The sequence below is a fragment of the Streptomyces sp. NEAU-sy36 genome (assembly GCF_013423905.1).
GTDB classification, from domain to species: Bacteria; Actinomycetota; Actinomycetes; order Streptomycetales; family Streptomycetaceae; genus Streptomyces; species Streptomyces misionensis.
Window position 1 is genome coordinate 4,210,472 of record NZ_CP058977.1, and the last position, 21,148, is coordinate 4,231,619.

The window sequence follows — 21,148 nt, forward strand, 5'->3', positions numbered from 1 at the left end:
GGACCGGCCACCACAAGCCCACCCGACACCCGGCCCCCGCTCGGGGAGCCGGCACCGGAAAGTGGTCTGGTCGCGTATGCCCGCGACGGTGGCGTCGCGGTCGGCTACATAGCCCCCGGCGGGCAGATCACCCACTACGCCGCGCCGCGGCCACTGGTTCGCGGCCGGCACCAGGTCGGGGTGCTGCCACGGCAGGCTGACTGCTTCCAGGACCGTGCGGCCGCCGCGCAGCTGGAGCAGGCCGTGGCCGAGGGCGGCACGGTCGTGCTGGGCCAGGTCCTGGCCGGGATGGGCGGGGTCGGCAAGACACAGCTCGCCGCCCACCACGCCCGCCAGGCATGGGACAAAGGCGAGGTTGACCTGCTGGTGTGGGTCACCGCGGCCACCCGCACCGCGGTCGTCTCCGCCTACGCCCAGGCCGCCGCCGATCTCCTCGGCGCCGACCCCGCCGACCCAGAGCGGGCCGCAGCGGCGTTCGTGGCCTGGCTGCAGCCCAAACCCGATGGTGACCCGCGTCGTTGGCTCGTCGTGCTGGACGACCTCGCCGACCCCGCAGACCTGCGCAACCTGTGGCCGCCTGCCAGCCCGTACGGCCGCACCCTGGTCACCACCCGCCGCCGGGAAGCCGCTCTCGCCGGCAGCAACCAGCGCCTGGTGCCCGTGGGTCTGTTCAGCGAAGACGAAGCCCTCGCCTACCTGACCGCCACACTGGCCTCCCGCGGTCGCACCGAACCCGGCCACGAGCTCGCCGCCCTCGCCGCCGACCTCGGCCACCTCCCCCTGGCCCTGTCCCAGGCCGCCGCCTACCTCATCAACGAAGACCTCCACTGCGCCGCCTACCGCACCCTGCTCGCCGACCACGCACTGGCCCTGAACGAGCTGCTCCCCGACGCCTCCGGGCTCCTCGACGACCAGACCGCCACCGCGGCCGCCGTCTGGGACCTCTCCCTCAAACGCGCCGACCAGACGCCCCCACACGGCCTGGCCCGCCCCATGCTGCAACTCACCGCCTACCTCGACCCCAACGGCATCCCCGACACCGTCCTCACCAGCAGTCCCGCCCTGACCTACCTCACCGAACACCGCACCGGTACCGCGGAACCGGCCACGACGGTCACTTCCCGGGACGCCGTGCGGGCGCTGCGCACACTGCACCGCTTCAGCCTCATCAACCACAACACGACAAGCCATCACCAGGCCGTCCGCGTCCACCAGATCATCCAGCGCGCAGTCCGCGACGCCCTCATCCAGCAGCAACGCGACCAACTCGCCCGCACCGCCGCCGACGCCCTCAGCAGCGCCTGGCCCGACATCGAACGCGACACCGCCCTCTCCCAAGCCCTACGCGCCAACACCAACGCCCTCACACGGCACTCCGAAGACGCCCTGTACCAGCACGATCGCGTGCACCCGGTTGTTTTTCGCGCCGGGGAAAGCCTCGGCAAGACCGGCCAGGCGGTAGCCGCACTCCGCCACTTCCAGCATCTGACCACTGCCGCCCGCACCCGACTGGGTCCCGACCACCCCGACACCCTCGCCGCCTGCCACAGCCATGCCCGCTGGCGAGGGGAAGCGGGTGCGAATGCGGCTGGGGTCGCCGGGGACCTCACCGAGCTGCTCGCCAGCTCCCTGCGGATCCTAGGCCCCGACCACCCCAACACCCTCGCCATCCGCCACAGCCATGCCCACTGGCGGGGGCAAGCGGGGGACCCGGCCGGTGCCGCCACGGCCTATGCCGAATTGCTCGCCGACCGCGAACGGGTCCTGGGCCCCGACGACCTCAACATCCTCGCCACCCGCCACAGCCATGCCCACTGGCGGGGGCAAGCGGGTGCGAATGCCGCGGGTGTCGCCGCGGAATTCGCCGAACTGCTCACAGACTCCCTGCGCATTCTCGGCCCCGACCACCCCAACACCCTCGCCACCCGGAGCAACCTCGCCCACTGGCGGGGCAAGGCGGGAGATCCGGCCGGCGCCGCCACGGCCCACGCCGAACTGCTCGCCGACGAAGAACTGATCTTGGGCCCCGACCACCCCAGCACCCTCACCACCCGCCACAACGTCGCCCAGTGGCGAGGGAAAGCGGGTGATGCGGCCGGCGCCGCCACGGCCCTCGCCGAACTGCTCCCAGACCTGCAGCGGGTACTGGGCCCCGACCACCCCCACACCCTCACCACCCAAAGCAACCTCGCCCACTGGCGGGGCAAGGCGGGAGATGCCGCTGGTTCTCATCCGGCCGATTGAGGCGCAGCGCGGAGCCATGGCCCCACCCGGGAGGTGTCTTCTCGCAGGAGCGTCGGTTGCTCATATCTGCTGGGCCGCAAGCCAGCCGACAGGACTCGCCGGCGGCGGCGAGCCCGACGCCGGCGGCGAGCACGATCCACGGCGCCGTCTTCCACGCCTTGCGGCTGAGCTTCTGGTGCCAGCCGCGCCAGCGGGAGTTCGCCTTCTTCGCCTCGCGGGCCTCATCGAGCAGCCGGCGGGCGCGCGCCTCGTCGGCCTGCGCGCGGTCGGTGATGCCCTTGGCCTTGCGCTCCGCCTCCGCAGTGATACGGTCGGCCTCCTTCTGGGCGGCATCCCGCAGCTGCGCGGCAACCGTCTTGGCCTCCTCCCGCAGCCGCTCACGCTGCTTGTCGCACGCATCCCTTGAGCCCGGCGAGTTCGTCGGCGAGGGCCTTGCGCCAGGTGGCGGCCTTAGAACTCCTAACGAAATGATCTTTGAGATGGTTGGATCAGTCCGGAACTGGTGATCCGGGGTGTGGGGTGGCTCGGCCGAAGCCGTGGGAAGTCGACGACGAGTTGTGGGCGGTGGTCGAGCCGCTGCTGCCCAGGGTCGAGCGTCGGGTCCGGCATCCGGGTCGCAAGCGGCATCCGGACCGGCTGGTGTTCCAGGGCATCCTGTTCGTGCTGCACACCGGGATCGCCTGGGAACACCTCCCGCAGGAACTGGGCTTCGGCTCGGGCATGACCTGCTGGCGACGCCTGGCCGAGTGGACCGAGGCCGGCGTGTGGCCCCGGCTGCACGAAGTCCTCCTCGCCAGGCTGCGCGGCGCGAACGCCCTGGACTTCTCCCGGGCGGCCGTCGACGGCTCCCACATCCGGGCGCTAAAGGGGGAGCCAAGACAGGACGAAGTCCCGTCGACCGGGGCAGGACGGGCAGCAAACACCACCTGATCACCGACGCCACCGGTATCCCGCTGGCCGCCACGCTGACCGGCGGCAACCGCAATGACGTCACCCAGCTGATCCCGCTCCTCCAGGCCGTGCCGCCCGTGCGCGGCAAGCGCGGCCGGCCCCGGCGCCGCCCCAAGGGGGTGCTGGGCGACCGCGGCTACGACCACGACAAGTACCGGCGCCTGGTCCGCGACCTCGGCGTGCAGCCATTGATCGCCCGCCGCGGCACCGAACACGGCTCCGGCCTGGGCACCCAACGCTGGGTCGTGGAACGCGCCTTCGCCCACCTGCACTGGTTCCGCCGCCTGCGGATCCGCTGGGAGATCCGCGACGACATCCACGAAGGCTTCCTCACCCTGGCATGCGCACTCATCTGCTGGAGACGCCTGAAGTCATTGCGATAGGAGTTCTTAGCGTCGAACTGCTCGCTCAGTTTGCGCGCTGCTCGCACAGCTCGGTACGGGCCCACTCCGCCTCAGCGTGCGCGGCAGCAACATGCTGCTCGGCCTCGCGACGCCGCTCGTCGGCGGCCGCAACGGCGTCCGCGTACAGCGCCTCCGCCTCCGCGCGCCGGCCGTCGTACTGGGTAACCGCCGCCGTGGCGAGCTGAGCGAACCGCTCGCGGGCCTGTGTGGCGGCCGCCCTGGACGCCCGCTCGCTACCCGCACCTGTCAGCCAGCCACGGCCGATCATCCGCACGACGCAAGGGCGGTCTGCGGCATCCGTACGCCCGCCGACGCAATACAGAGGGTTCCGGGCAGCCTGCGCAACTGTGGCAGCCCTGCTTGCAACTGCAGGTCCCCCGACCACGGTCGCTGACGTCACTACTCCCCCTTCTTCTGGACCTAACTGGGAGAGCGACTCGAATGCGCGTCGTGGCCCGGTCTGAAGAGCCAGAGCCGCTGACGCGTCATCCGGAGCCGCGAAGAACTCGACGACGATGCTCACCCCGGCATCATGCCGGACCGCCCACGACCGTGATCGGCCGGACAGTTCCTAGGCCCTGCACGGGCAGACACTCGTCGTCATCGGCGGCAGCGCAGGCATCGGGCTGGCGACCGCACGGCTCGCCCTTGACCAGGGCGCGCGCGTGGTCCTCACCGGACGGGACCCGGAACGGCTGCGTGCCGCGGCCGAGGAGGCCGACGCCCTCAGCACCGCGGCCTTCGACGCGCATGATCCGGTGCAGCTCGAACGCTTCTTCCACCGGCTGCCCGGGCCGATCGACCACGTGATGTTCACCGCGGGAGGCCCGTCCTACGGCCGCCTTCTGGACATGGACGCCGAACAGACAGGCACGCCGGGTGATCAGCGACCACATGGTGCTCGGACTCCGCGCGCCACTACGCCGCCGCCGTACGACCAGGCCAGGCGGCACCCTTCTCCTCCTGGGCGGCACGGGGGCCCGACGCATCCGGCCCGCTCTCGGTGTCGCCCCCGTGGTCACCGCCGCGATGCCCGCGTTCACGGCCGGTCTCGCGCTCGAGACGCGCCGGTCCGGGTGAACCTGATCGCCGCCGGATTCGTGGACACGCCGTTGTCCGCCCGGCCGCTCGGTGACGCACTCGACGCCCGACGTGAGGAACTGGGCGCCACGCTGCCGATCGGCCGCGTCGTCGTACTCGAGGACGCGGAGGCACTCGCCGTACACATCATGACCAACACCTGCGCTCACGGGCGCGACGTACGACATCGACGGAGGCCGGCAACTCGTCGGCTGAGCCGCACGTCGGGGGCGGTCACCTGTACGAGCAATGTCAGAGCCGTCTTGGGCATGAGCCGGTCCGCCGCCGTCAAGGGCCCTGGAAGCTTCCCGACGGCAGACCGGCGATCATTTCGAGCAGGCGGAGCACCGCTGGGTCGGCGTCGGGGCGGTGCACGGCGTGCACCGTGGTGAGCAGGTGGCCGGTTTCCTCGCGCAGGGGGACGATGCTCACGCCGGGCCCGGTGAGATGCCGCAGGTCCTCGGGGAGCAGGCTTACGCACAGACCCGCGGCGACATAGCTGAACAGGCCGCTGAGGTCATCGGCGACCACCGTGCCGCGAGGCGTGAAACCCGCCTGTCGGCAGGCGAGTTGCAGTTGATCGGCGAGGACGGGCAGCGCGGCCGGGTCCGGCAGGACGAAGTCCTCCTCGCGTAGTTGCGACAGCGCGATGGCACCGGAGCCGGCCAGCCGGTGGTCGCGTGGCACCGCGGCACCGATTCGTTCGGTGGCGATCACCTGGCTGACGAGATCACCGGCGAGCCGCGCCGGGTCCCGCAGGAATCCGAGGTCGAGCGCCCCGACGCGTACCCGGTCCGGCACCTCCTGCGAGGAGCCGTGGAGCAGGTGGATCCGCAGCCCGGGCAGCCGTTCGGCCGCCGCCCGGAGCATCGAGGGGAGGTAGAGGTGGCTGAGGAGACTGACGTAGCCGACGCGGACGTCGCCTTCCAGGCCGCTCGCCACCCGACGGGCCCGCTCGACCGCCGAGTCCTGCAGGTCGAGCAGCCGCTGCGCGTCGGTGGCGAACGCCTCACCGGCGGCGGTCAGCCGCACACCGCCGGGGCCGCGGTCCAGCAGCCGTACCCCCACCGTCCGCTCCAGGCGCTGGATGGACTGGCTGAGCGGCGGCTGACTCATGCCGAGCCGCTCCGCGGCCCGACCGAAATGCTTCTCCTGCGCCACCACCAGGAACTGTCCCAGCAGTCGGCGCGAGAGGTTGGTCATGTCCGCCATGTTCCCGTGCCCTCATTCCCACCCGCATATTGCTTTGCCTATCAAACAGTACTAGCTCATATATTGGACAGACTTGTCCCGTCGGGTGTCCACTGGGTCTCGACCCAACCCGCCGGGGCGCGGCGGCCGCCCGGCCCCTCAGGCCCAGCCGCTTCGCCACCGCTCCCCCGTCCCGTTGCCCGGGACAGACCAGGGAGCCGCCGCCGCGCCGCGTCCCGAGCTGGTTCCTCTCCCTCTGTGATGGTGATCTTCGTGGCAGTCGTGACGATCGTCGGTGCCGGCGTCATCGGCATCTCCTGGGCGCGCCTGTTCAGCGCGGCCGACTGGGAAGTCCGAATCAGTGACCCGCGGCCCGACCTGCCGGAACTGGTGGCCCGCGAGCTGGCCGACCGCCCGGTGACGGCCACCGACGACCTGGCCGCGGCGGCGAGAGACGCCGACTTCGTCCAGGAGTGTGGACCTGAGCGCATCGAGATCAAGGAGCAGATGTTCGCCACGCTCGCCGGGAACACGCGTGAGGACGTGGTGCTCGCCTCGTCGTCGTCCTCCCTGCTGCCCTCGGCGATCGCCCGGGGCAACCCGGCCGCGGCCCGGATCGTGATCGGCCATCCCTTCAACCCGCCGGAGCTGATGCCGCTGGTAGAGGTGGTGCCGGGGCCGCGGACGTCCGCTCGCGCCGTCGACCGGGCGAGCGAGGTCTACCAGGGCCTCGGCAAGCTGCCGATCCGGCTGAAGAAGGAGATCCCCGGCTTCGTCGGGAACCGCCTCCAGAAGGTCTTCAACGACCAGGCCGCCTACCTGGTGCAGCAGGGCGTGATCGACATCCGGGACCTGGACGACCTGGTCCGGGCATCGCTCGGCCTGCGCTGGGCCACCGTCGGACCGTTCCAGAGCGGTGTCCTCGGCGGCGGGCCCGGCGGCATGCGCCGCCTGGCGGCGCACATCGGCTCCCAGATGACGTTCGAGACCGGCGCCCCCGACCCAGCCCGGACGGGCGAGGTCCTGGACGCGGTCGAGCAGGCCTACGGCACCGGTGAATCGGCCTACGAGCACCTCGCCGCGCTGCGTGACGGGCGCACTCGAGCCGTCCTGGAACCGCTGGGCTGGCCGACTCCCGGCACGGGCGACGCGCCGCGGTGACGTCCGTCCCCACCGGGCGGGGACAGCGGTCCAGGCAGAAAGAGCCGGAGCCGCACGCGAAAAGTACACGAAGAAGGAAGGGCGCCGTGGCGAATGAATTGCTCGCACTGCAGGTATGGCCGGGAAAGGTACTGCGCGTCAGTACCGCTGACGGCGAGGTGAACACCCTCGTCGAGGACGCCGGCGCGGCACCTGACGGCATCGTGGTCGACTCGGGTGTCGCCTACTGGACCACCATGGGGGAACCGACAGCCGACCCCGACGTCCCCGGCGAGGCCGGACAGGACTACTCACGGCGCAACGGAGGCGTCCATGCCCTCGGCCTCGACGGCGGTCCGCCCCGCGATCTGCTCCCGGAAGGAGCGATCACCACGGGCAAGCAACTGACCTCCGACGGCGCGGGGACGCTCTACTGGGGCGACCGTGAGGGCCACCGGATCAGCCGGGTCCGCACCGACGGAAGCGGTCTGGCCGACCTGGTGGTCAACCCCGTCGGCGAAGGCATCCTCGGTGAGTGCGTCGGCGTGGCCGTGGACCCTGACCGTGGACACCTGTACTGGACCCAGAAGGGCCCGGCGAAGGGTGGCCGGGGCCGGATCTTCCGCGCGGGCCTGGAGATCCCGGCCGGCGAGAGCGCGGCGACCCGCTCCGACATCGAAGTGCTGTGGAGCGGCCTCCCCGAGCCGATCGATCTGCACCTGGACGGCGACTGGCTGTACTGGACGGATCGTGGCGCGGACCCTGACGGCAACACGCTCAACCGGGCGCCCCTGCCCGCCGAGGGCGCGCGCGGGCAAGCCCCCGAGATCCTCGCCACCGGCTTCGCCGAAGCCATCGGCCTCGCTGTCGACAGGGAGTCGGGCCTGGCGTTCGTCTCCGACCTCGGCGGCCACATCCGCGCCGTGCCCCTGCCCGACGGCCCCGCCGCCTCCCGAGCGCCCTGGCACGTCGTCAGCCTCGGTCACCCGCTGACCGGACTGTGCCTGCTGGGCTAGGCAAGCAGGGCCGCCCGCGGGCACTTGACCCGTCCGGAGGTACGTCCGAGTCGCCATACGGGTGCCTGTGGCACAAGTGAATTTTCGACAGGCGATCGCGGTTGCCGTCGATCCCACGAAATGAAAGCAGTAGGAACGACCATGTCCTTCACACTTCCCACGGATATCGAGAATCGCCCGGTGACGGTGATCGGCGCAGGCACACTCGGGCGCCGGATCGCCCTGATGTTCGCCGACCGCGGTGGGCTGGCGCGGATCTATGACAAGTCGGCGCAGGCCGGCGATGCCGCCCGCGCTTACGTGCAGGAGTGCCTCCCGAAGGTCGCCGCGGGGATCGAGGGCGGGCGACCGGGCCGGGTGGAGGTCACCGACGACATGGCCGCAGCCCTCGCGGATGCCTGGCTCGTGGTCGAGGCGGTGCCCGAGCGACTCGACCTGAAGATGGAGATCTTCGGCGAACTCGACCGCACCGCCCCTGCCGACGCCATCCTGGCCAGCAATTCCTCGTCCTACGCCTCGGGCGAATTCATCGACCGGGTCGAGCACCCGGAGCGGGTGCTGAACATCCACTTCTACATGCCGCCCGTGCAGAACGCCGTCGATCTCATGTCGGACGGGTGGACCGACCCCGGGATCATGGAGTTGCTCAAGAAGGAGCTGCCCCGCTACGGGGTGTTCCCGTTCGAAGCTCACAAGAAGTCGACGGGCTTCATCTTCAATCGCATCTGGGCGGCCATCAAGCGCGAAGCCCTGTCCGTCGTCGCCGAAGGGGTGTCCACGCCTCAGGACGTGGACGAGATGTGGAAGATCAACACCGGTGCTCCGGCCGGCCCCTTCCGGATGATGGACCGGGTCGGACTGGACGTCGTGCTGGACATCGAGGAGCACTATGCCGCCGAGAATCCCCACCTCCCTGCCGGCCCCCGCAAACTGCTGAAGAAGTACGTGGCGGCGGGGCACTTGGGCGTCAAGACCGGGCAGGGCTTCTACACCTACGACGGACAGGGCTGACCGGTCCGGCGACGGCGCGACGGTGCCGGGTGCCGGTCCAGGTGTCGTCGGGACAACCGGATCCGGACGGAATGCCAGTCCTGCATCAGACGTGGGGTGCACTCCGGTGATCGGTCGACCGGGACAACGACCGACTGCTGACGGCCCGCCTCCTCGAACGTCGGGGACGGTCAGCTCAGCAGGGCGGCCGTGAACGTCTCGCGCTGGTCGGCCAGCCAGGTCTGTATGCGGTCCCAGCGGACATCGTCACGCGCGCTGGCGAGCGGGCCGGGATCGAGATCCGCTTCACGGTCACAGCCCCGCCACCGACGCAGCAGGAGCCACCGGGCCCGTGTCCTCGGAAAGCTCCTGGTGCTGCTGGACGTCTACGGCCCCGCGAAGGGACCCATGGCGGTCTCTCTGAGGGAACTTCTGGGAGTGATCGGCGCGAGCCAGTGGCGCTTGAAAGGGGTCGAGGTGCCGGCGCTCGGCAGCCGCATCCACCCCCACTACGGCGTGTGCGCGCCCATCAGAGGCGAGTACGTGAACCTGGTCGCCCATGCGCCGCTGCCCCCGGCAACCCGTCGCACTCCCGCCACCAGTACAGCGTTTGATCTCGGCACGGGAACCGGCGTCCTTGCTGCGGTCCTGGCCCACCGCGGAATCAACCGCGTCTTGGCCACCGACAGGCCCACGAGCCCTGGCCTGCGCCGGGGACAACGTCCGCCGTCTCGCACTGACCGACCGTATCGAGGTATCAGGCCCCGGCCTGTTCCCCGAAGGCCGCGCCGACCTCATCGTCTGCAACCCACCCTGGCTCCCCGCCCGTCCGACCAGCCCCCATCGAGCAAGGCGTCTACGACCCGGACAGCACCATGCTCCACAGCTTCCTCGCTGGCCTGTCGGACCACCCCCGGCCAGGCGGCGAGTGCTGGCTCATCCTGTCCGACCTGGCAGAACACCTCGAACTCCGGACACGTCAACAACTACTCGACACCTTCCAGGCAGTACACCTCCGCGTTGCCGACGAGATCGACATCAAGCCCCCGCACCCACGCTCAAAAGACGTAACCGACCCACTCCACGCAGCACGCAGCGCCGAGACCACGTCCCTCTGGCGTCTGATCACAACAGCATGACCAGCACCCGCATCATCTAACGGCATTTCCCTTCCCAGTTCACCAGGTGAGCAGATCCCGTGGGTGACTCCGCCGCACCCACGGGTTGCCCCGCTTGCGCGCCAAGCCGGAGGATCAAAAACACCTGTTCAGGCCGTGTTGCGCCGTGCAGTCGACCGGGGAACGTCGGTCGACGTCCCGAACTCCCTGCGCCGTGCGCTCTTCCCGGGCCCGGCGCAGGGCGGCGGCCTCGGCGGCCGCGGCCTGGCGGCGGTGCTGCGCCCGGGTCGCCTCGTTCGCGGCCGGCGCATCGTCCACGACGACGTCCGGCTCGGGGAACGCGCGGCGGCTCAGCTCCCGCATCGCGGCGGTCTGCCGCTCCACCGCCTCCGCGATAGCCGGGTCCGCCGGGGACGGCCGGGCGGCCTGGTGGTGCGCCTCAATCGCGCGGCGGTATCCCTCGGGTGGCGTCCGGCGCTCCACCGGCGCGGCGGGCGTGGTCGGCTGCGGGGCCGGGACGGCGGCCGCCGCGGCGGGGCTCGCCTTCATGGGCGCGGGCGCCAGGACCTTGACGGCGCGGACGTTCGCGTTGGGCACCGTGTCGTTGACCGCCGCGACCAGCTTGGGCACGCTCTCCAGCGCAGCTTCGTGCCGGCGGCCGAAGCGTCGGGGACGTCGTCCAGGCGGCCGGTGTCCGCGTCGAACTTCACAGCCTGGACCCGTCCGGCGAGCTTGGGCGGCCGCGGCGAGGATGTCGTCGAACTGGGCGAGGACGCTGCCGCCGACCGCCAGGGCGACCAGGCCGCGCTCGGTCATCATCATGCCGATCCCGTCGCGTGCCCGACGGCCAGGTCTGGGTCGGCACCTTCCACGGGAGCCACGACAGCCTGCCTGCCACGGTCACCGCTACCCGCGACGACACCCGCCCCGAGCCATACGGATGGACGTGCACGTGCGGCGCGTCCCGGTCCTTCCTCACCGAGCACGACGTGTGGCCCACCACCCTGGCGGCACACCCACCCCACCCGCCTCGACCGGCTGCGGTCATGGGCCGCCCGCCTTTTCACCGATCGCACAGCCCGCTGACCTGACGCTCTGCCTGGCTCTCGCCCGCCCTGCACAGGCTGGCGAGGACTGGACAGACCGCCCGGCCGCACGCGCCACCCCGCCTACGAGAGAAGGCGATCCCGCCTTGGCGCAAGCCCCGACCGTCATAGGAGTGCTCACCGTCCCCCCAGCTCCGACCTGCCACCCGCGTCGACAGCAGCGTCAGTGCGGCACCTGGCTGCGTAGGTGAGACCGGAGAGCGCTTGTAGGCCGTTTGGGAGAGCGGTCTGGGTCGCTACCTCTGTGGAATGTTGCTGAGAACTGGCAGCAGGCAGTTGCGTTGGAGCCTGGGTGACGTCAAGCAACTGTTGACCGTAGGCTCTCGGCGAAGGGCAGGTGCGGTGGACATCACGGTGCAGTGGATCAAGACGTCCTGGACGAAGCAGTCTCGGGGCGGGGAGGCCGCTGCCCGCAGAAATGCGGCGCCGGTCGGCTTCTCGTTGCCTCAGGTGCCGTCTGGGTTTGCCCATTTCGTACAGATGTCCGAGCGTGACGGCTTCGAGCCACGTCCGAGCCAGAGAGACTTCCGCGAGGTCGGTGTCAGCCTGCGGGACGAAGGTGATCGGCTCCGAGTGCTCGCTCGTGTGGAGCCGCTCTTCGGGTTGCCTCCTCGGCCGCGCAGGCCGCCGGCAGTTCGACTGCTTCCCGGGCAGTGGGTCCGCTGGCAGTTGAACTACCGGTTCACCAGCGCCCTGGGGATCCGCGGTTGGTCGTACTGGCTGGACACGTTCAACATCGCTTATGGCCCCGTCGACCGGGATGTCTTCCTGTCAGAGCCGACCGTGATCGTCGATGAGTGCGGGCCGGTGCGATAGAGCAGGCTCACTGCCCTCAGACGGCTGCTCGTTCCGCTTGAGCGAGGGTGGTGGCGAGGCGGTAGGAGTCGGTGCCGGTCTCGATGATGTTGCCGCCGAAGGTGAGGCGGTCGACGATGGCCGCGCAAAGCCTGGGGTCGGTGAAGGTCTTCATCCAGCCGGAGAACGATTCGTTCGAGGCGATGGCCACGCTGTTCTTCTCCTCGCGTCCGGTCAGGACCTGGAAGAGGAGTTCGGCGCCGCGCCGGTCGAGTTCCATGTAGCCCAGTTCGTCGATGCAGAGCAGGTCGACGCGGCCGTAGCGGGCGTTGGTCTTGGTCAGCTGCTTTTCGTCGGCGGCCTCGACGAGCTCGTTGACCAGCTTCGTCGCCAGGACGTACTTGACCCGGTGGCCGGCCATCGCGGCCTCGGTGCCCAGCGCGATCAGCAGGTGCGACTTGTCGGTGCCGGAGTCGCCGATGAGGCAGAGCGGCAGGCCCTTCTTGCTCCATTCGCACTTGGCGAGGGTGTGGACCATCGCCGGGTCGATGCTGGGGTTGGCGTCGAAGTCGAACTTGCGGAGCGATTTGTCGCGGGGGAAGCCGGCGGCCTTGATGCGGCGTTCGGACCGGCGGCGGGCCCGGTCGTCGCATTCGGCCAGGAGGAGTTCGGAGAGGAAGCCGAGGTAGGACATCTGCTCTCGGCTCGCGGTTTCGGCGAGCTCGGGGAACTGGGACCGGATGGTTGGCAGCCTCAGCATCCGGCATGCCTGGTCGATCGCGGCCGTGGCGGCCTGCTCGGTGAGTCCTCGCTGGCGGGGGATGGACACGCGGTTCTCCTGCAGGGGGTGGGGCGGTGGCGGTGGAGCCGCAGGAGCTGGTCGTAGTGAGCGACCGACGGCAGAGGCCGTTTGTCAGGTGGCAGGTGGGCCCGGATGGCAGCCGGCAGTGGGGCGATACTGGTTCGGCTTCCTGCTGATGGTTCTGGGAACTCGGCAGGGGCGGTGTCGGCGTCTGCTGCCCTGCGGGCTTCAAGGGCGACGGCGTCCGCCGTCAACGCCCCGGTCTTGAGGGCGGCGGCAAGTCCGGTGACCAGGTGCTCGTGCGGCAGATGGCGGCCGAGGAGAAGGACCTCGATGAGCGCGCGGGTGCCGTCCCGATCGCCGTGGGCCTTGACGGCGGCGTCCCACCAGGCGTCGTGGACGGGGGTGAACCGGCCTGCGAAGCGGGCCTGTTCGAGCGCGGTCGCTCCCGGGAGGGCGCCGGGCTTGCGCACGAGAGCTTCGAGGTAGTGGTCCAGTTCGAGGCGGGTGCCGCCTTTGGCGATCAGCCGCTCATGCCGGGCAACCTCGTCTCGGCCGTCGTAGACGACCAGCTCGGAGGCGTGCCAGCATTGCTCGGACGTTCCGGCCGATCAGTCGGACCGGCACCGAGTAGCGGTTGGTGCGGACGCTGATCTGGCCGTAGCGGTCGACCCGCAGGGTGAAGAGCCGGCCCGTCTCGAAGGGCTCCTGCGGCAGCGGCGCCAGCAGCGGTTGCTCGGCCGCGAAGTACTCGCCGATCGTGCGAGGACGGGACCGGATCCGGCGGGCGTCGTCCTCCTGGTCCCACCGGTCGATCATCGCGTTGAGCTCGGCGAGCGTCGCGACCTCGGGCACCGGGACGAGGTGATGGCGGCGGAACCAGCCGATCTGGCCCTCGACGCCGCCCTTCTCGTGGGCGCCGCGGATGCCTGGCTGGCAGTAGAGCGCTTCCAGGCCGTAGTGGGAGCGGAACGCGGTCCAGCGCTCGGCCTCGACGCGATGCCGGGAGAAGCCCAGCACCTGGGCGACCGCGGCCCTAAGGTTGTCGTAGCGGACCTTCCCGGTCGGCACCCCGCCCAACGTGTTGAGAGCGTGGACGTGGCCCTCGAAGAAAGCCTCCTGACCTGCCGAGGCGAAGATCCGGTGGAGGCCTTGCCGGAGTAGGACAGCCGGAACGCGAACAGGTAGCAAGTCACCAGCTCGCCGGCCAGCCGCACCGTCACGTCGCCGAAGTCGACCTCCGCCTCAGCTCCGGGTTTGTGCGTCTGCGGGACGAAGGCTTCCACCACACCTCGTCCGGCCTGGAGCCGGATCTCCTCACGCCGGTCAGCGACGTAGCCACGGACCATCTGGTACGAGATCTCGTCCGCACCGTGCTCGTCCAGCAGCCGCTCGAAGATTCGCTTCACCGTGTGCCGCTGCTTGCGCGGCGCGTCCAGGTCGGCCCGCAGCATCTCGTCGATCAACGGCTTGTACGGATCCAGCCGCGTCGGCCGCGGCGGAAGCTTCTTCCGCGGCTCCGGCCAGGCCGACGTCAACGCCTTCTGCACGGTCAGGAGCCCGACGCCGTACTTCCGCTGAAGAGCACGGCTCGACAGACCAGCCTTCGCATCCCGGCGGATCGCCGCGTACAGATCGACCTTGGACTTCGGCAGCACCCCGGTCCCCTCGTCGTGCAGAGCACAACCATGGTCCCGAAGCAAGCACCTTGCCGTGGGCGATGTCGTCCTGGCCGCCGAACTCGCCGAGGTGAGCGCTGCTCATGTGGGCGGCGTCCGACAGGACACGATCGGCGACAGCCGGCTGCCAGGTGGCCAGGCCGTCGAAGTCGCTGACCACGAGCGACATCGAGCGCGTTCGGCAGCGCGGTGACTGGAGACAGCATCGACGCCCCGAGCGCGGCCGCGGGCGTAGGAGGGTGTGCTGCGGCTATCCGTGGATGCGTGCTCGGCCGTCATGTTCGGATGGGTGCAGGCGGGGGAGGCTGGGTGCGGTGGCGGGCGCACCGTCTGGCGGTCGGCCGGGATCGCGCGCGGCGGCCGCGGGAGCTGTCGAAGGCGGATGGCGGAGGTCGACGCGTTGTCGTGGCAGGCGTTCGAGAGGTACGTCGCGGAGCTGCGCCGGCGGTCGTCGTCAGCGGCAAGAGCGGCGACCTGGGTGCGGACGTCGTCGGCTACCTGGCTGATGGCCGCAAACTGGTCGCCCAGCGCAAGAAGTACGCGCCGCACCGAAGCGCGCGTCCTCGCCGGACATGCAGAAGTTCGTCGGTACCGCCCGTCTCGAGCACGGCGCGGACGTCGCGTTGTCCGTTACCACGTGCCGCTCGTTCACGAGGGACGCGTTGGGCTGGCGCTGCGTCAGGGCATCGTGGCCATGCGCCGCGATCTGCTGGGGTCCTGGGTCAAGGGCGCCCACTTGGAGACGCTGATTCCGCTGAGCGGCAGCGGCGGCACCGGACGGCGCCCCTCTGTCTGACGGGACGGCTCGCCGGGCCAGAACGATGCTCGCTCTCTACCTCAAGCTGCGCAAATACCTTCGGTGGGGCCAGGGGGGATTCACCGCAGAGGACTTGGCCCTTGGCGGCAGCAACCGGCTGATCGATGTGCTGTTCGCCTGGGGGAGCCCGGACAAGATCACTGCCAGGCTTGCCGAGCACCGCCAGGCCGGCGCCGACCACGTCGCCCTCAGGTGGTCACTGACGCCCCGGGGACTTCGCCCACCAGGCGCAACGGGACCTCGCCCGAGAGCTGATCGCCGCACAGGCGCAGTACATGGCCTCCGGCCGCGACTAAACCGGCTCTTGGACTTGGCAGACCTCCTTGGTGCCCCTCGGTGACGCCTCGACCATGGGCGGTGCGCCTGCCCTCACAGGCCGCGAAGATGCTCAGCGAGATCCCCGAGTCAGCCAAGGCGCCGTAGTCTTTGGCTCGTTGCTCTTCGGAGGTGGTCCAAAGATCTCTCACTCAGGTCGTCCGGTGAAGAAGTCCGCAAGGGAAGACGCGAGCGCTTCTGGAGCTTCTTCGGCTACGTGGTGTCCGGAGTCGATGCCGTGGCCGCGTACGTCCGGCGCCCACTGGCGCCAGATCTTCACCGGGTCCCCGTACAGGTTCTCGAGGTCGTCCCGGAGCGACCAGAGGACCAGGGCACTGGATCTGTGTCCCGGCCGCGCGGTCGCACTCCTCGTGCCGCCGGTCGATGGTGAGACCGGCCCGGTAGTTGGTAGCAGTGGCAGTTCCAGTGGTTCTTGTCCGAGTGCTCGCCGGGGCCGGTGACGTGCACGTAGCTGCCGCCGACCGTGATGAACCGGATCAGCAGATTCTTGGGGGGGCGGGCTCGGTGAAGGCGGCGAGGGTGGCGGTGATTATGGGTGGTGCTCCTCTCGGATCAGGCGGCCAGTTGGTGCTTGGCCGGGGTAGCGGTATAGGTGGTGGGGGCGGCGGGCGTGCCCTCGAAGCACTCCAGGCCTGTTAACCGAACTAATTCAGCTGTCTTCGCAGGTCAGGTCGGATATCTGCTAGCTTCCCGGTGTGCTTGATGAGCAGCGGTCCGGGAGGGACCTGAGGAACTTCGTCCTGCCCGAGTTAGGCCAGCTACTGAAGACGGGAGATCCCTGGGAGCCGTGCAGAGTGCTGGATGGACGTAGGAGGCCGCTCAAGCCCGCTGTGCTCTGCCTCAAGGAGCTGATGGTGAGGGGCCCTCGCCGTTGACGCCACGTTCGCACGGCATGGAGGCTGTGCTGCTTCCGGTGGCTATGGGCGCTCGGGATCGTTCTTCGTTCCTCAGTCCCTGTCTGTACAGCGATGATCGATTGTCTTGTCCGCGGGGACGTGGCCTGCTGACACACGGCACATCGTTGAGACAGGTGAGGGTCCACTGTGAACGTTGGCAAGATGTATGGAACGCAGCCAGGGGCGATCGCGGCGCTACTGGATGCCGTCGGCGAAGTAGCGATGGTGCTGTCCTTCCAGGAGGACCGCACGTTCGCCGCACTCAGTGTGGGGCGCCTCGGGGCTGTGGGATCGACTCGGCTGGACTGGGCAGGGGCCGAAGTGATCGAGCGATGCGAGTTGTTCGATGCGGACGAACTGCGCAGGCTGGTGGCTTTGTGCGCGGGGGCGGACGAACTCGCTGTCGTGTTCTGGAGCAATTTCGCAGTGCCGTCCGTGGCTTTGCCTGCCGCGCTTGTAGCAGCCCAGGCGGAAGATGTGTTGGGGTGCTCTCCTGAATGCTGGATCTACCTCGTTGACAGTGGAGTGCTGATCGAGTTCCAGGACGGGGAGGGATTCACTGCAGGAAGGGTGCCTGGCTTTGTTGATGAGTTTCGAGAGCGCCTGTAGCTCAGCGTGGAGAGCGCCCTCTTCCACGAGAGAGTGATGTCGCTGAGTTTCGAGAGCGCCTGGGGCGAGATCATCGAATCCCTCCGCCGACGACCCGCGCGTGCGGTCCATGCCCGCCCCGTTCCGCCCGCCGGGCAGCCCTCTCCGTGGCGGGGATGTGTCCGACGTTGCGCGCGCCGTCGGTTCGGCCGGGTCACCACGCCCTGGGCCCCTTCAAAGTTCGTTTAGGCCAGGCCGGTGGCGGTGACCGGTTTCGTGGACCCGGTGTTCTACGCCGGCGGTCGGCTGAGCGCCGACGGCAGCCCCGGGCTGGCACGGGTGTTCAGCCGCCCCGGAGGCCGGATGTACTACAAGACCAGCACCAAGTGCGCCACCGCCGACGCGGCGTACACGCTGACCGCCCGGTGCTTCGACCCCAGCGGCGACGAGGTGAAGCCGGACAGCTGGGGACCGCAGTCGCTGACCAGTTCACAGGAGGCCGAGCAGTACTCGGGCTACCAGGTCGGCGGCGGCCCCTCGATGTTGATGTCCAGGATTACTTTGGAGTGGGGCGCAGGTTTCGTAGAGCGTCCGCCACAACGTCTTCTCCCGCGGCTCCACCTCTCGATCAACGTGTTGCGATGCTCCGGGGGCCACACCCTTCGGGAGGGGCCGGCTGACCGGCAGCGCCACCGGCCCCGGCGCTACCGCCGGGGCTCGGCCGTCTGCCTCAGTGGTACCTGACCTCCAGCGGACGGTGCACCGACTGGGCCGGTGCGGTGACGGTCAGGGTCCGCGAGCCCGCGTCGAAGGACCAGTGGGCTGCGGAGACCCGCCGCCCGTTGACGAAGACCTGCTTCGGCGCGTGCGCGTTCATGAAGGAGACCGTCCAAGCGCGGCGGGAGACCTGGCTTTCGAACGATCGCGACGCCGGGGCGATCAAGACCGTGTGGTTCGCGCCGTGCTCGGCGTAGCGGATCGCCGTCGTGGCGCTCTGCCTGCTGTCGGCCGTGGTGCCGTTGTCCTCGTACAGGCTCGTGGCCCCCGGCGCGCCCTGCGCGACGGTGACCGTCGCCTTGGTGAGGGGGTTCTGGACATCATTGGCGACGTGGCCGGTGCGCGTCGTCATGATGCCGCCCGACTTGATGAAGACGGGCATCGAGTCCAGACCCGTGGTGATCTTCTGCGTGGTGCCGCCCGCGAACGTCTTGCCGGTGAAGTAGTCGGTCCACGAGGAGCCGGCCGGGAACCAGACGGACGTCGTGGCCGATGCGCCGGGCGTGGTCACCGGGGCGACCAGCACGTCGGGGCCGTAGAAGTACTCGCTGCCCGCCGTCGCGTACGCGTCCTGGCTCTCCGGGTACTGCACGTAGGTCGGCCGCACCACGGGGGTCCCTGTGCGGTTGGCCTGCTCGGCGAGGCTGTACGTGTACGGGACGAGGTCCTCCCGCAGGTTCAGGAACTTCTCGGCGGACGCGTCAGAGGCCGGGCCGTACTGCCAGGGCAGCCGGTCGGCGTGGTTGCCGTGCAGGCGGTCCACCGGCTGGAAGGTGCCCAGCTGCACCCAGCGGGCGTACAGGTCGTCGGGCAGCTTCGTGGTCCCGGGTTCCGCGCCCTTGGCCTGCGTGCCGTCGTTGTTGAACCCGCCGATGTCGTGCGACACGTTGGACAGGCCGGTGGACGCCGACTCGCCCGGCGTGTAGCCGACCTCGAACTTGAGGGTGGCCCAACTGGACGTGGAGTCACCCGTGAAGTGTGCGGTGGTGCGCTTGTCGGCCCACGGCCCTGTCGGCAGGCCGTGCGGGTTGTAGTTGCCCTGCGGCAGCGCCCCGAAGGCCCGGGAGAGCGCGAAGGAGCGCCGGCCGTTCTTCGCCGAGTCGTCGGCGTACTGCTGGTTGATCCAGGCGTCGGGCGTCACCCCGCCGAGGGACGAGACGGACGCGTCGCAGCACCAGTCGAGCCACCAGACGTCCGCGCCGGCCTTGTCCATGGGCTCGTGCAGATCGAAGTACGCTTTCAGCTGGTCGGGGTCGCCCCAGTCGAAGGTGTAGGTGTTGTTGCCGCTGTCCTTCAGCTTGCCCTTGGCCGTGGCCTGCGCCTGGGCGAACCTGGGGTCGTCACCGGAGATGCTCGGGTGGATGTTGAGCGAGTTGTGCAGTCCCTGCGCGGCCGACCAGTCGAAGAACGCCTTGGGGTCGGGGAACTTCTTCGGGTCCATCTCCCAGCCGTCCCAGGTGCCGGGCGACTTGAAGTCCGTGTCGGTCACCAGGACGTCGAGCGGGACGCCGTCCTTGCGGAACTTGGGCAGGATGGTGTTCTCGTAGTCCGCGGCGCTGCGGTCGTAGTACTCGGAGTACCAGACGCCGTACGCCCAGCGCGGCAGCAGCGCGGAGGGACCGGTCAGGGTGGCGAGGTCGGCCAGGCCCTGCTGGTAGTCGTGCCCGTAGCCGAACACGTACCCGTCCTGGTAGTCCTTCCCCGCGTGGTCGCCCCGCTGCGTGACCTTCCGGGTGGCGTTGTCGAAGATCGCCGAGGTGGTGTCGTCGAGCAGCGTCCAGCCGTCCTGGTAGAGCAGGCCCGGCGTCGTGGGCGCCTCGCCGTTGACGCCGTCGAGGCTGCGGCGGTACCCGCCGAGCGGCGCATGCGGGGAGAGCGGCGGCGAGGTGCGCGAGGTCACCGCTGCGGTGTCGAGGTTGACGCGGCAGCCGTCATCCTCCGGGCAGCCGACGGTCACGTCGTTGGCCCCCGCGGCCAGGTGCACCGGCACGGTGGCGGTGCGCCAGGCGTCCCAGTCGCTCGTGGCGGGCAGCGAGGCCTTCACGGGGACGCCCGCGCCGGCCTTGACGGAGATGTCACGGGCGGCGCCGCTCGCGTCGCCGTTGGAGTACCGAAGCTGGAGGGCGTAGTCGCCGGCCTTGGGCACGTCGACGACGTGCAGCGTGTCCCGCGCGTCCGAGGACTCGAGACCGGCCACGAACCCGCGGCCCGAGTAGCCGTTGTGGTCGGACTTGAGCGCGGCGGAACCGCCGAGGCCCGCGGTCTCGGCCTGGCAGACGGTGCCGAAGGAGCAGTCCTCGACCGGTGGCGTCACGGGGTCCGGGTAGGGCGCTCCCGGCGTCAGGACGGCAAGGTTGTCAAGGTTGACGTTGCCGGAGTCGGCCGCGGTGCGTGCGAAGGTGACGGTGTGGGTGCCGGCCGCCAGGTCGAGCGTGACCGACGTCGTGGACCAGGTGTCCCAGCTCGCGGTCTTCGGGAGCGTCAGCGTCTTCGCGGGGCCGCCGTCCGCCGACACGCTCAGGGTGCGGTCCTCGTCGCCGCCGTCGCCGCCGACGGCGTTCGCGTAGCGGGTGGCGACCTGGTAGGTGCCGGCCTTGGGGACGGTCACGGAGAACGACAGGGAGTTGCCCGTCGACTGGAAGCCCGCCGCGAAGCCGGAGCCGCTGTAACCGGAGTGGTCCATGGCGACACCGACGCCGTTGAGGGTCTGGTCCTCTGCCTCGCACCGCGTCCCGACGGCGCAGACCGGCGCGTTGGGCCAGGGAGCGGCGGTGACCGACTGCTTGCCGGCCTTCTCCGTCACCTTCAGGTTGTCCGCGGTGAACTTCCCTGAGCCGACCTTGTACGTCAGCGTCATGGCGCTCGTGCGGATCGTCAGCTCGCCGTGGCGCGTCGACGAAGTGAACGGGGTCCTGCCGAACGTGTCGCGGCCGATGGCGTTGAAGGTCGCCGCGTCGACGAACTTCGCGTCCCCCGCGTACTCGGTGCGTATGAGCGTCGGGGAGAGGACCTCGAACCGGGCGTCGCCCGAGACGACCTCAGAACGTGCGCCCTCAGAACGTGCGGCGTTGTGACCGCGAGCCGCTTGCGCGCCTTGCGCTGCCTGTGCGGGGGACCCGGCGGCCCCCAGGGCCACCAGAACGCCGGTCGCGGCAGCGGCCGCCGTGAGTCTGCGACGTTGTCGCCATCTGTGAGTCATGGAACCCGGTACTCCTTCG

At 69.9% G+C, this 21,148-nt stretch carries 15 protein-coding genes and 2 pseudogenes; 11 read left to right on the forward strand and 6 right to left on the reverse strand.

The window, feature by feature from the left end:
• Positions 1 to 180: 180 nt before the first annotated feature.
• Positions 181 to 2,244: a tetratricopeptide repeat protein gene (locus HZZ00_RS39105; protein ID WP_265537349.1), complete on the forward strand. Its 2,064-nt coding sequence runs from the start codon at positions 181 to 183 to the stop codon at positions 2,242 to 2,244.
• A 519-nt stretch (positions 2,245 to 2,763) separates the two neighbouring features.
• Positions 2,764 to 3,578 (forward strand): IS5 family transposase gene (locus HZZ00_RS19145; RefSeq protein WP_374028536.1). Its coding sequence is split into 2 segments (ribosomal slippage): positions 2,764 to 3,090 and positions 3,093 to 3,578, totalling 813 coding nucleotides; the frame shifts between segments, so codons are not numbered across the junction.
• A gap of 25 nt (positions 3,579 to 3,603) precedes the next feature.
• On the opposite strand, the gene HZZ00_RS19150 is transcribed toward HZZ00_RS19145, so the two are convergent.
• A complete protein-coding gene (locus tag HZZ00_RS19150; RefSeq protein ID WP_257585902.1) occupies positions 3,604 to 3,873 on the reverse strand; it encodes a hypothetical protein in 270 nt (89 codons plus the stop codon).
• Between the two features lie 352 nt (positions 3,874 to 4,225).
• On the opposite strand from HZZ00_RS19150, the gene HZZ00_RS19155 reads away from it, so the two are divergent.
• Positions 4,226 to 5,071, forward strand: a complete 846-nt coding sequence (locus tag HZZ00_RS19155) for a short-chain dehydrogenase (protein WP_257585971.1) — start codon at positions 4,226 to 4,228, stop codon at positions 5,069 to 5,071.
• Here HZZ00_RS19155 and HZZ00_RS19160 read toward each other — a convergent pair.
• Entirely contained in the window at positions 4,968 to 5,882 is a 915-nt protein-coding gene (locus HZZ00_RS19160; RefSeq protein WP_257584860.1) for a LysR family transcriptional regulator, read from the reverse strand. The genes HZZ00_RS19155 and HZZ00_RS19160 overlap by 104 nt on opposite strands.
• Positions 5,883 to 6,143: 261 nt before the next feature.
• Here HZZ00_RS19160 and HZZ00_RS19165 point away from each other — a divergent pair, with 261 nt between their 5' ends.
• From HZZ00_RS19165 to HZZ00_RS38590, 4 genes and pseudogenes are all read left to right on the forward strand, one after another.
• Complete coding sequence (locus HZZ00_RS19165; protein ID WP_180327589.1) at positions 6,144 to 7,031, forward strand: 3-hydroxyacyl-CoA dehydrogenase NAD-binding domain-containing protein; 888 nt, start codon at positions 6,144 to 6,146, stop codon at positions 7,029 to 7,031.
• 86 nt (positions 7,032 to 7,117) lie between these two features.
• Positions 7,118 to 8,026 (forward strand): hypothetical protein, encoded by a 909-nt coding sequence (locus HZZ00_RS19170; RefSeq protein ID WP_180327590.1) that lies wholly within the window; start codon positions 7,118 to 7,120, stop codon positions 8,024 to 8,026.
• 141 nt (positions 8,027 to 8,167) lie between these two features.
• Positions 8,168 to 9,037: a 3-hydroxyacyl-CoA dehydrogenase family protein gene (locus HZZ00_RS19175; RefSeq protein ID WP_180327591.1), complete on the forward strand. Its 870-nt coding sequence runs from the start codon at positions 8,168 to 8,170 to the stop codon at positions 9,035 to 9,037.
• 300 nt (positions 9,038 to 9,337) lie between these two features.
• Positions 9,338 to 10,155 (forward strand): annotated as a pseudogene (locus HZZ00_RS38590) (methyltransferase); the annotation flags it as partial.
• Between the two features lie 114 nt (positions 10,156 to 10,269).
• On the opposite strand, the gene HZZ00_RS19180 reads toward HZZ00_RS38590, so the two are convergent.
• Complete coding sequence (locus HZZ00_RS19180) at positions 10,270 to 10,764, reverse strand: hypothetical protein (protein ID WP_180327592.1); 495 nt, start codon at positions 10,762 to 10,764, stop codon at positions 10,270 to 10,272.
• 818 nt (positions 10,765 to 11,582) lie between these two features.
• Here HZZ00_RS19180 and HZZ00_RS19185 point away from each other — a divergent pair.
• Positions 11,583 to 12,056, forward strand: coding sequence for a hypothetical protein (locus HZZ00_RS19185; protein ID WP_180327593.1), 474 nt, complete (start codon positions 11,583 to 11,585; stop codon positions 12,054 to 12,056).
• Between the two features lie 16 nt (positions 12,057 to 12,072).
• Here the strand turns inward: HZZ00_RS19185 and istB are convergent, their stop codons facing one another.
• The gene (gene istB / locus HZZ00_RS19190; protein WP_180327594.1) at positions 12,073 to 12,864 is read right to left on the reverse strand and encodes an IS21-like element helper ATPase IstB; all 792 of its coding nucleotides are present in this window, start codon (positions 12,862 to 12,864) and stop codon (positions 12,073 to 12,075) included.
• A gap of 41 nt (positions 12,865 to 12,905) precedes the next feature.
• Positions 12,906 to 14,492: pseudogene (gene istA, locus HZZ00_RS19195) on the reverse strand (IS21 family transposase); the annotation flags it as partial.
• A gap of 661 nt (positions 14,493 to 15,153) precedes the next feature.
• Between istA and HZZ00_RS38595 the strand changes: the two are divergent.
• The 3 genes from HZZ00_RS38595 (at position 15,154) to HZZ00_RS19210 (ending at position 17,897) form a co-directional block, all read left to right on the forward strand.
• Positions 15,154 to 15,312, forward strand: coding sequence for a hypothetical protein (locus HZZ00_RS38595; protein WP_257584863.1), 159 nt, complete (start codon positions 15,154 to 15,156; stop codon positions 15,310 to 15,312).
• A 1,400-nt stretch (positions 15,313 to 16,712) separates the two neighbouring features.
• Positions 16,713 to 17,174 (forward strand): hypothetical protein, encoded by a 462-nt coding sequence (locus HZZ00_RS19205; RefSeq protein ID WP_180327595.1) that lies wholly within the window; start codon positions 16,713 to 16,715, stop codon positions 17,172 to 17,174.
• Between the two features lie 237 nt (positions 17,175 to 17,411).
• Positions 17,412 to 17,897: a hypothetical protein gene (locus HZZ00_RS19210; protein ID WP_180327596.1), complete on the forward strand. Its 486-nt coding sequence runs from the start codon at positions 17,412 to 17,414 to the stop codon at positions 17,895 to 17,897.
• Here the strand turns inward: HZZ00_RS19210 and HZZ00_RS19215 are convergent.
• Positions 17,884 to 21,129, reverse strand: a complete 3,246-nt coding sequence (locus HZZ00_RS19215; protein WP_180327597.1) for a TIM-barrel domain-containing protein — start codon at positions 21,127 to 21,129, stop codon at positions 17,884 to 17,886. The two genes, HZZ00_RS19210 and HZZ00_RS19215, sit on opposite strands and share 14 nt — an antisense overlap.
• Positions 21,130 to 21,148 lie beyond the last annotated feature (19 nt).

Bases quoted from the DNA above. Each gene is read 5' to 3' on its own strand.
- HZZ00_RS19160 (WP_257584860.1), bottom strand. From the start codon at position 5,882: ATGACCAACCTCTCGCGCCGACTGCTGGGACAGTTCCTGGTGGTGGCG.
- HZZ00_RS19175 (WP_180327591.1), top strand. From the start codon at position 8,168: ATGTCCTTCACACTTCCCACGGATATCGAGAATCGCCCGGTGACGGTG.
- HZZ00_RS19215 (WP_180327597.1), bottom strand. From the start codon at position 21,129: ATGACTCACAGATGGCGACAACGTCGCAGACTCACGGCGGCCGCTGCC.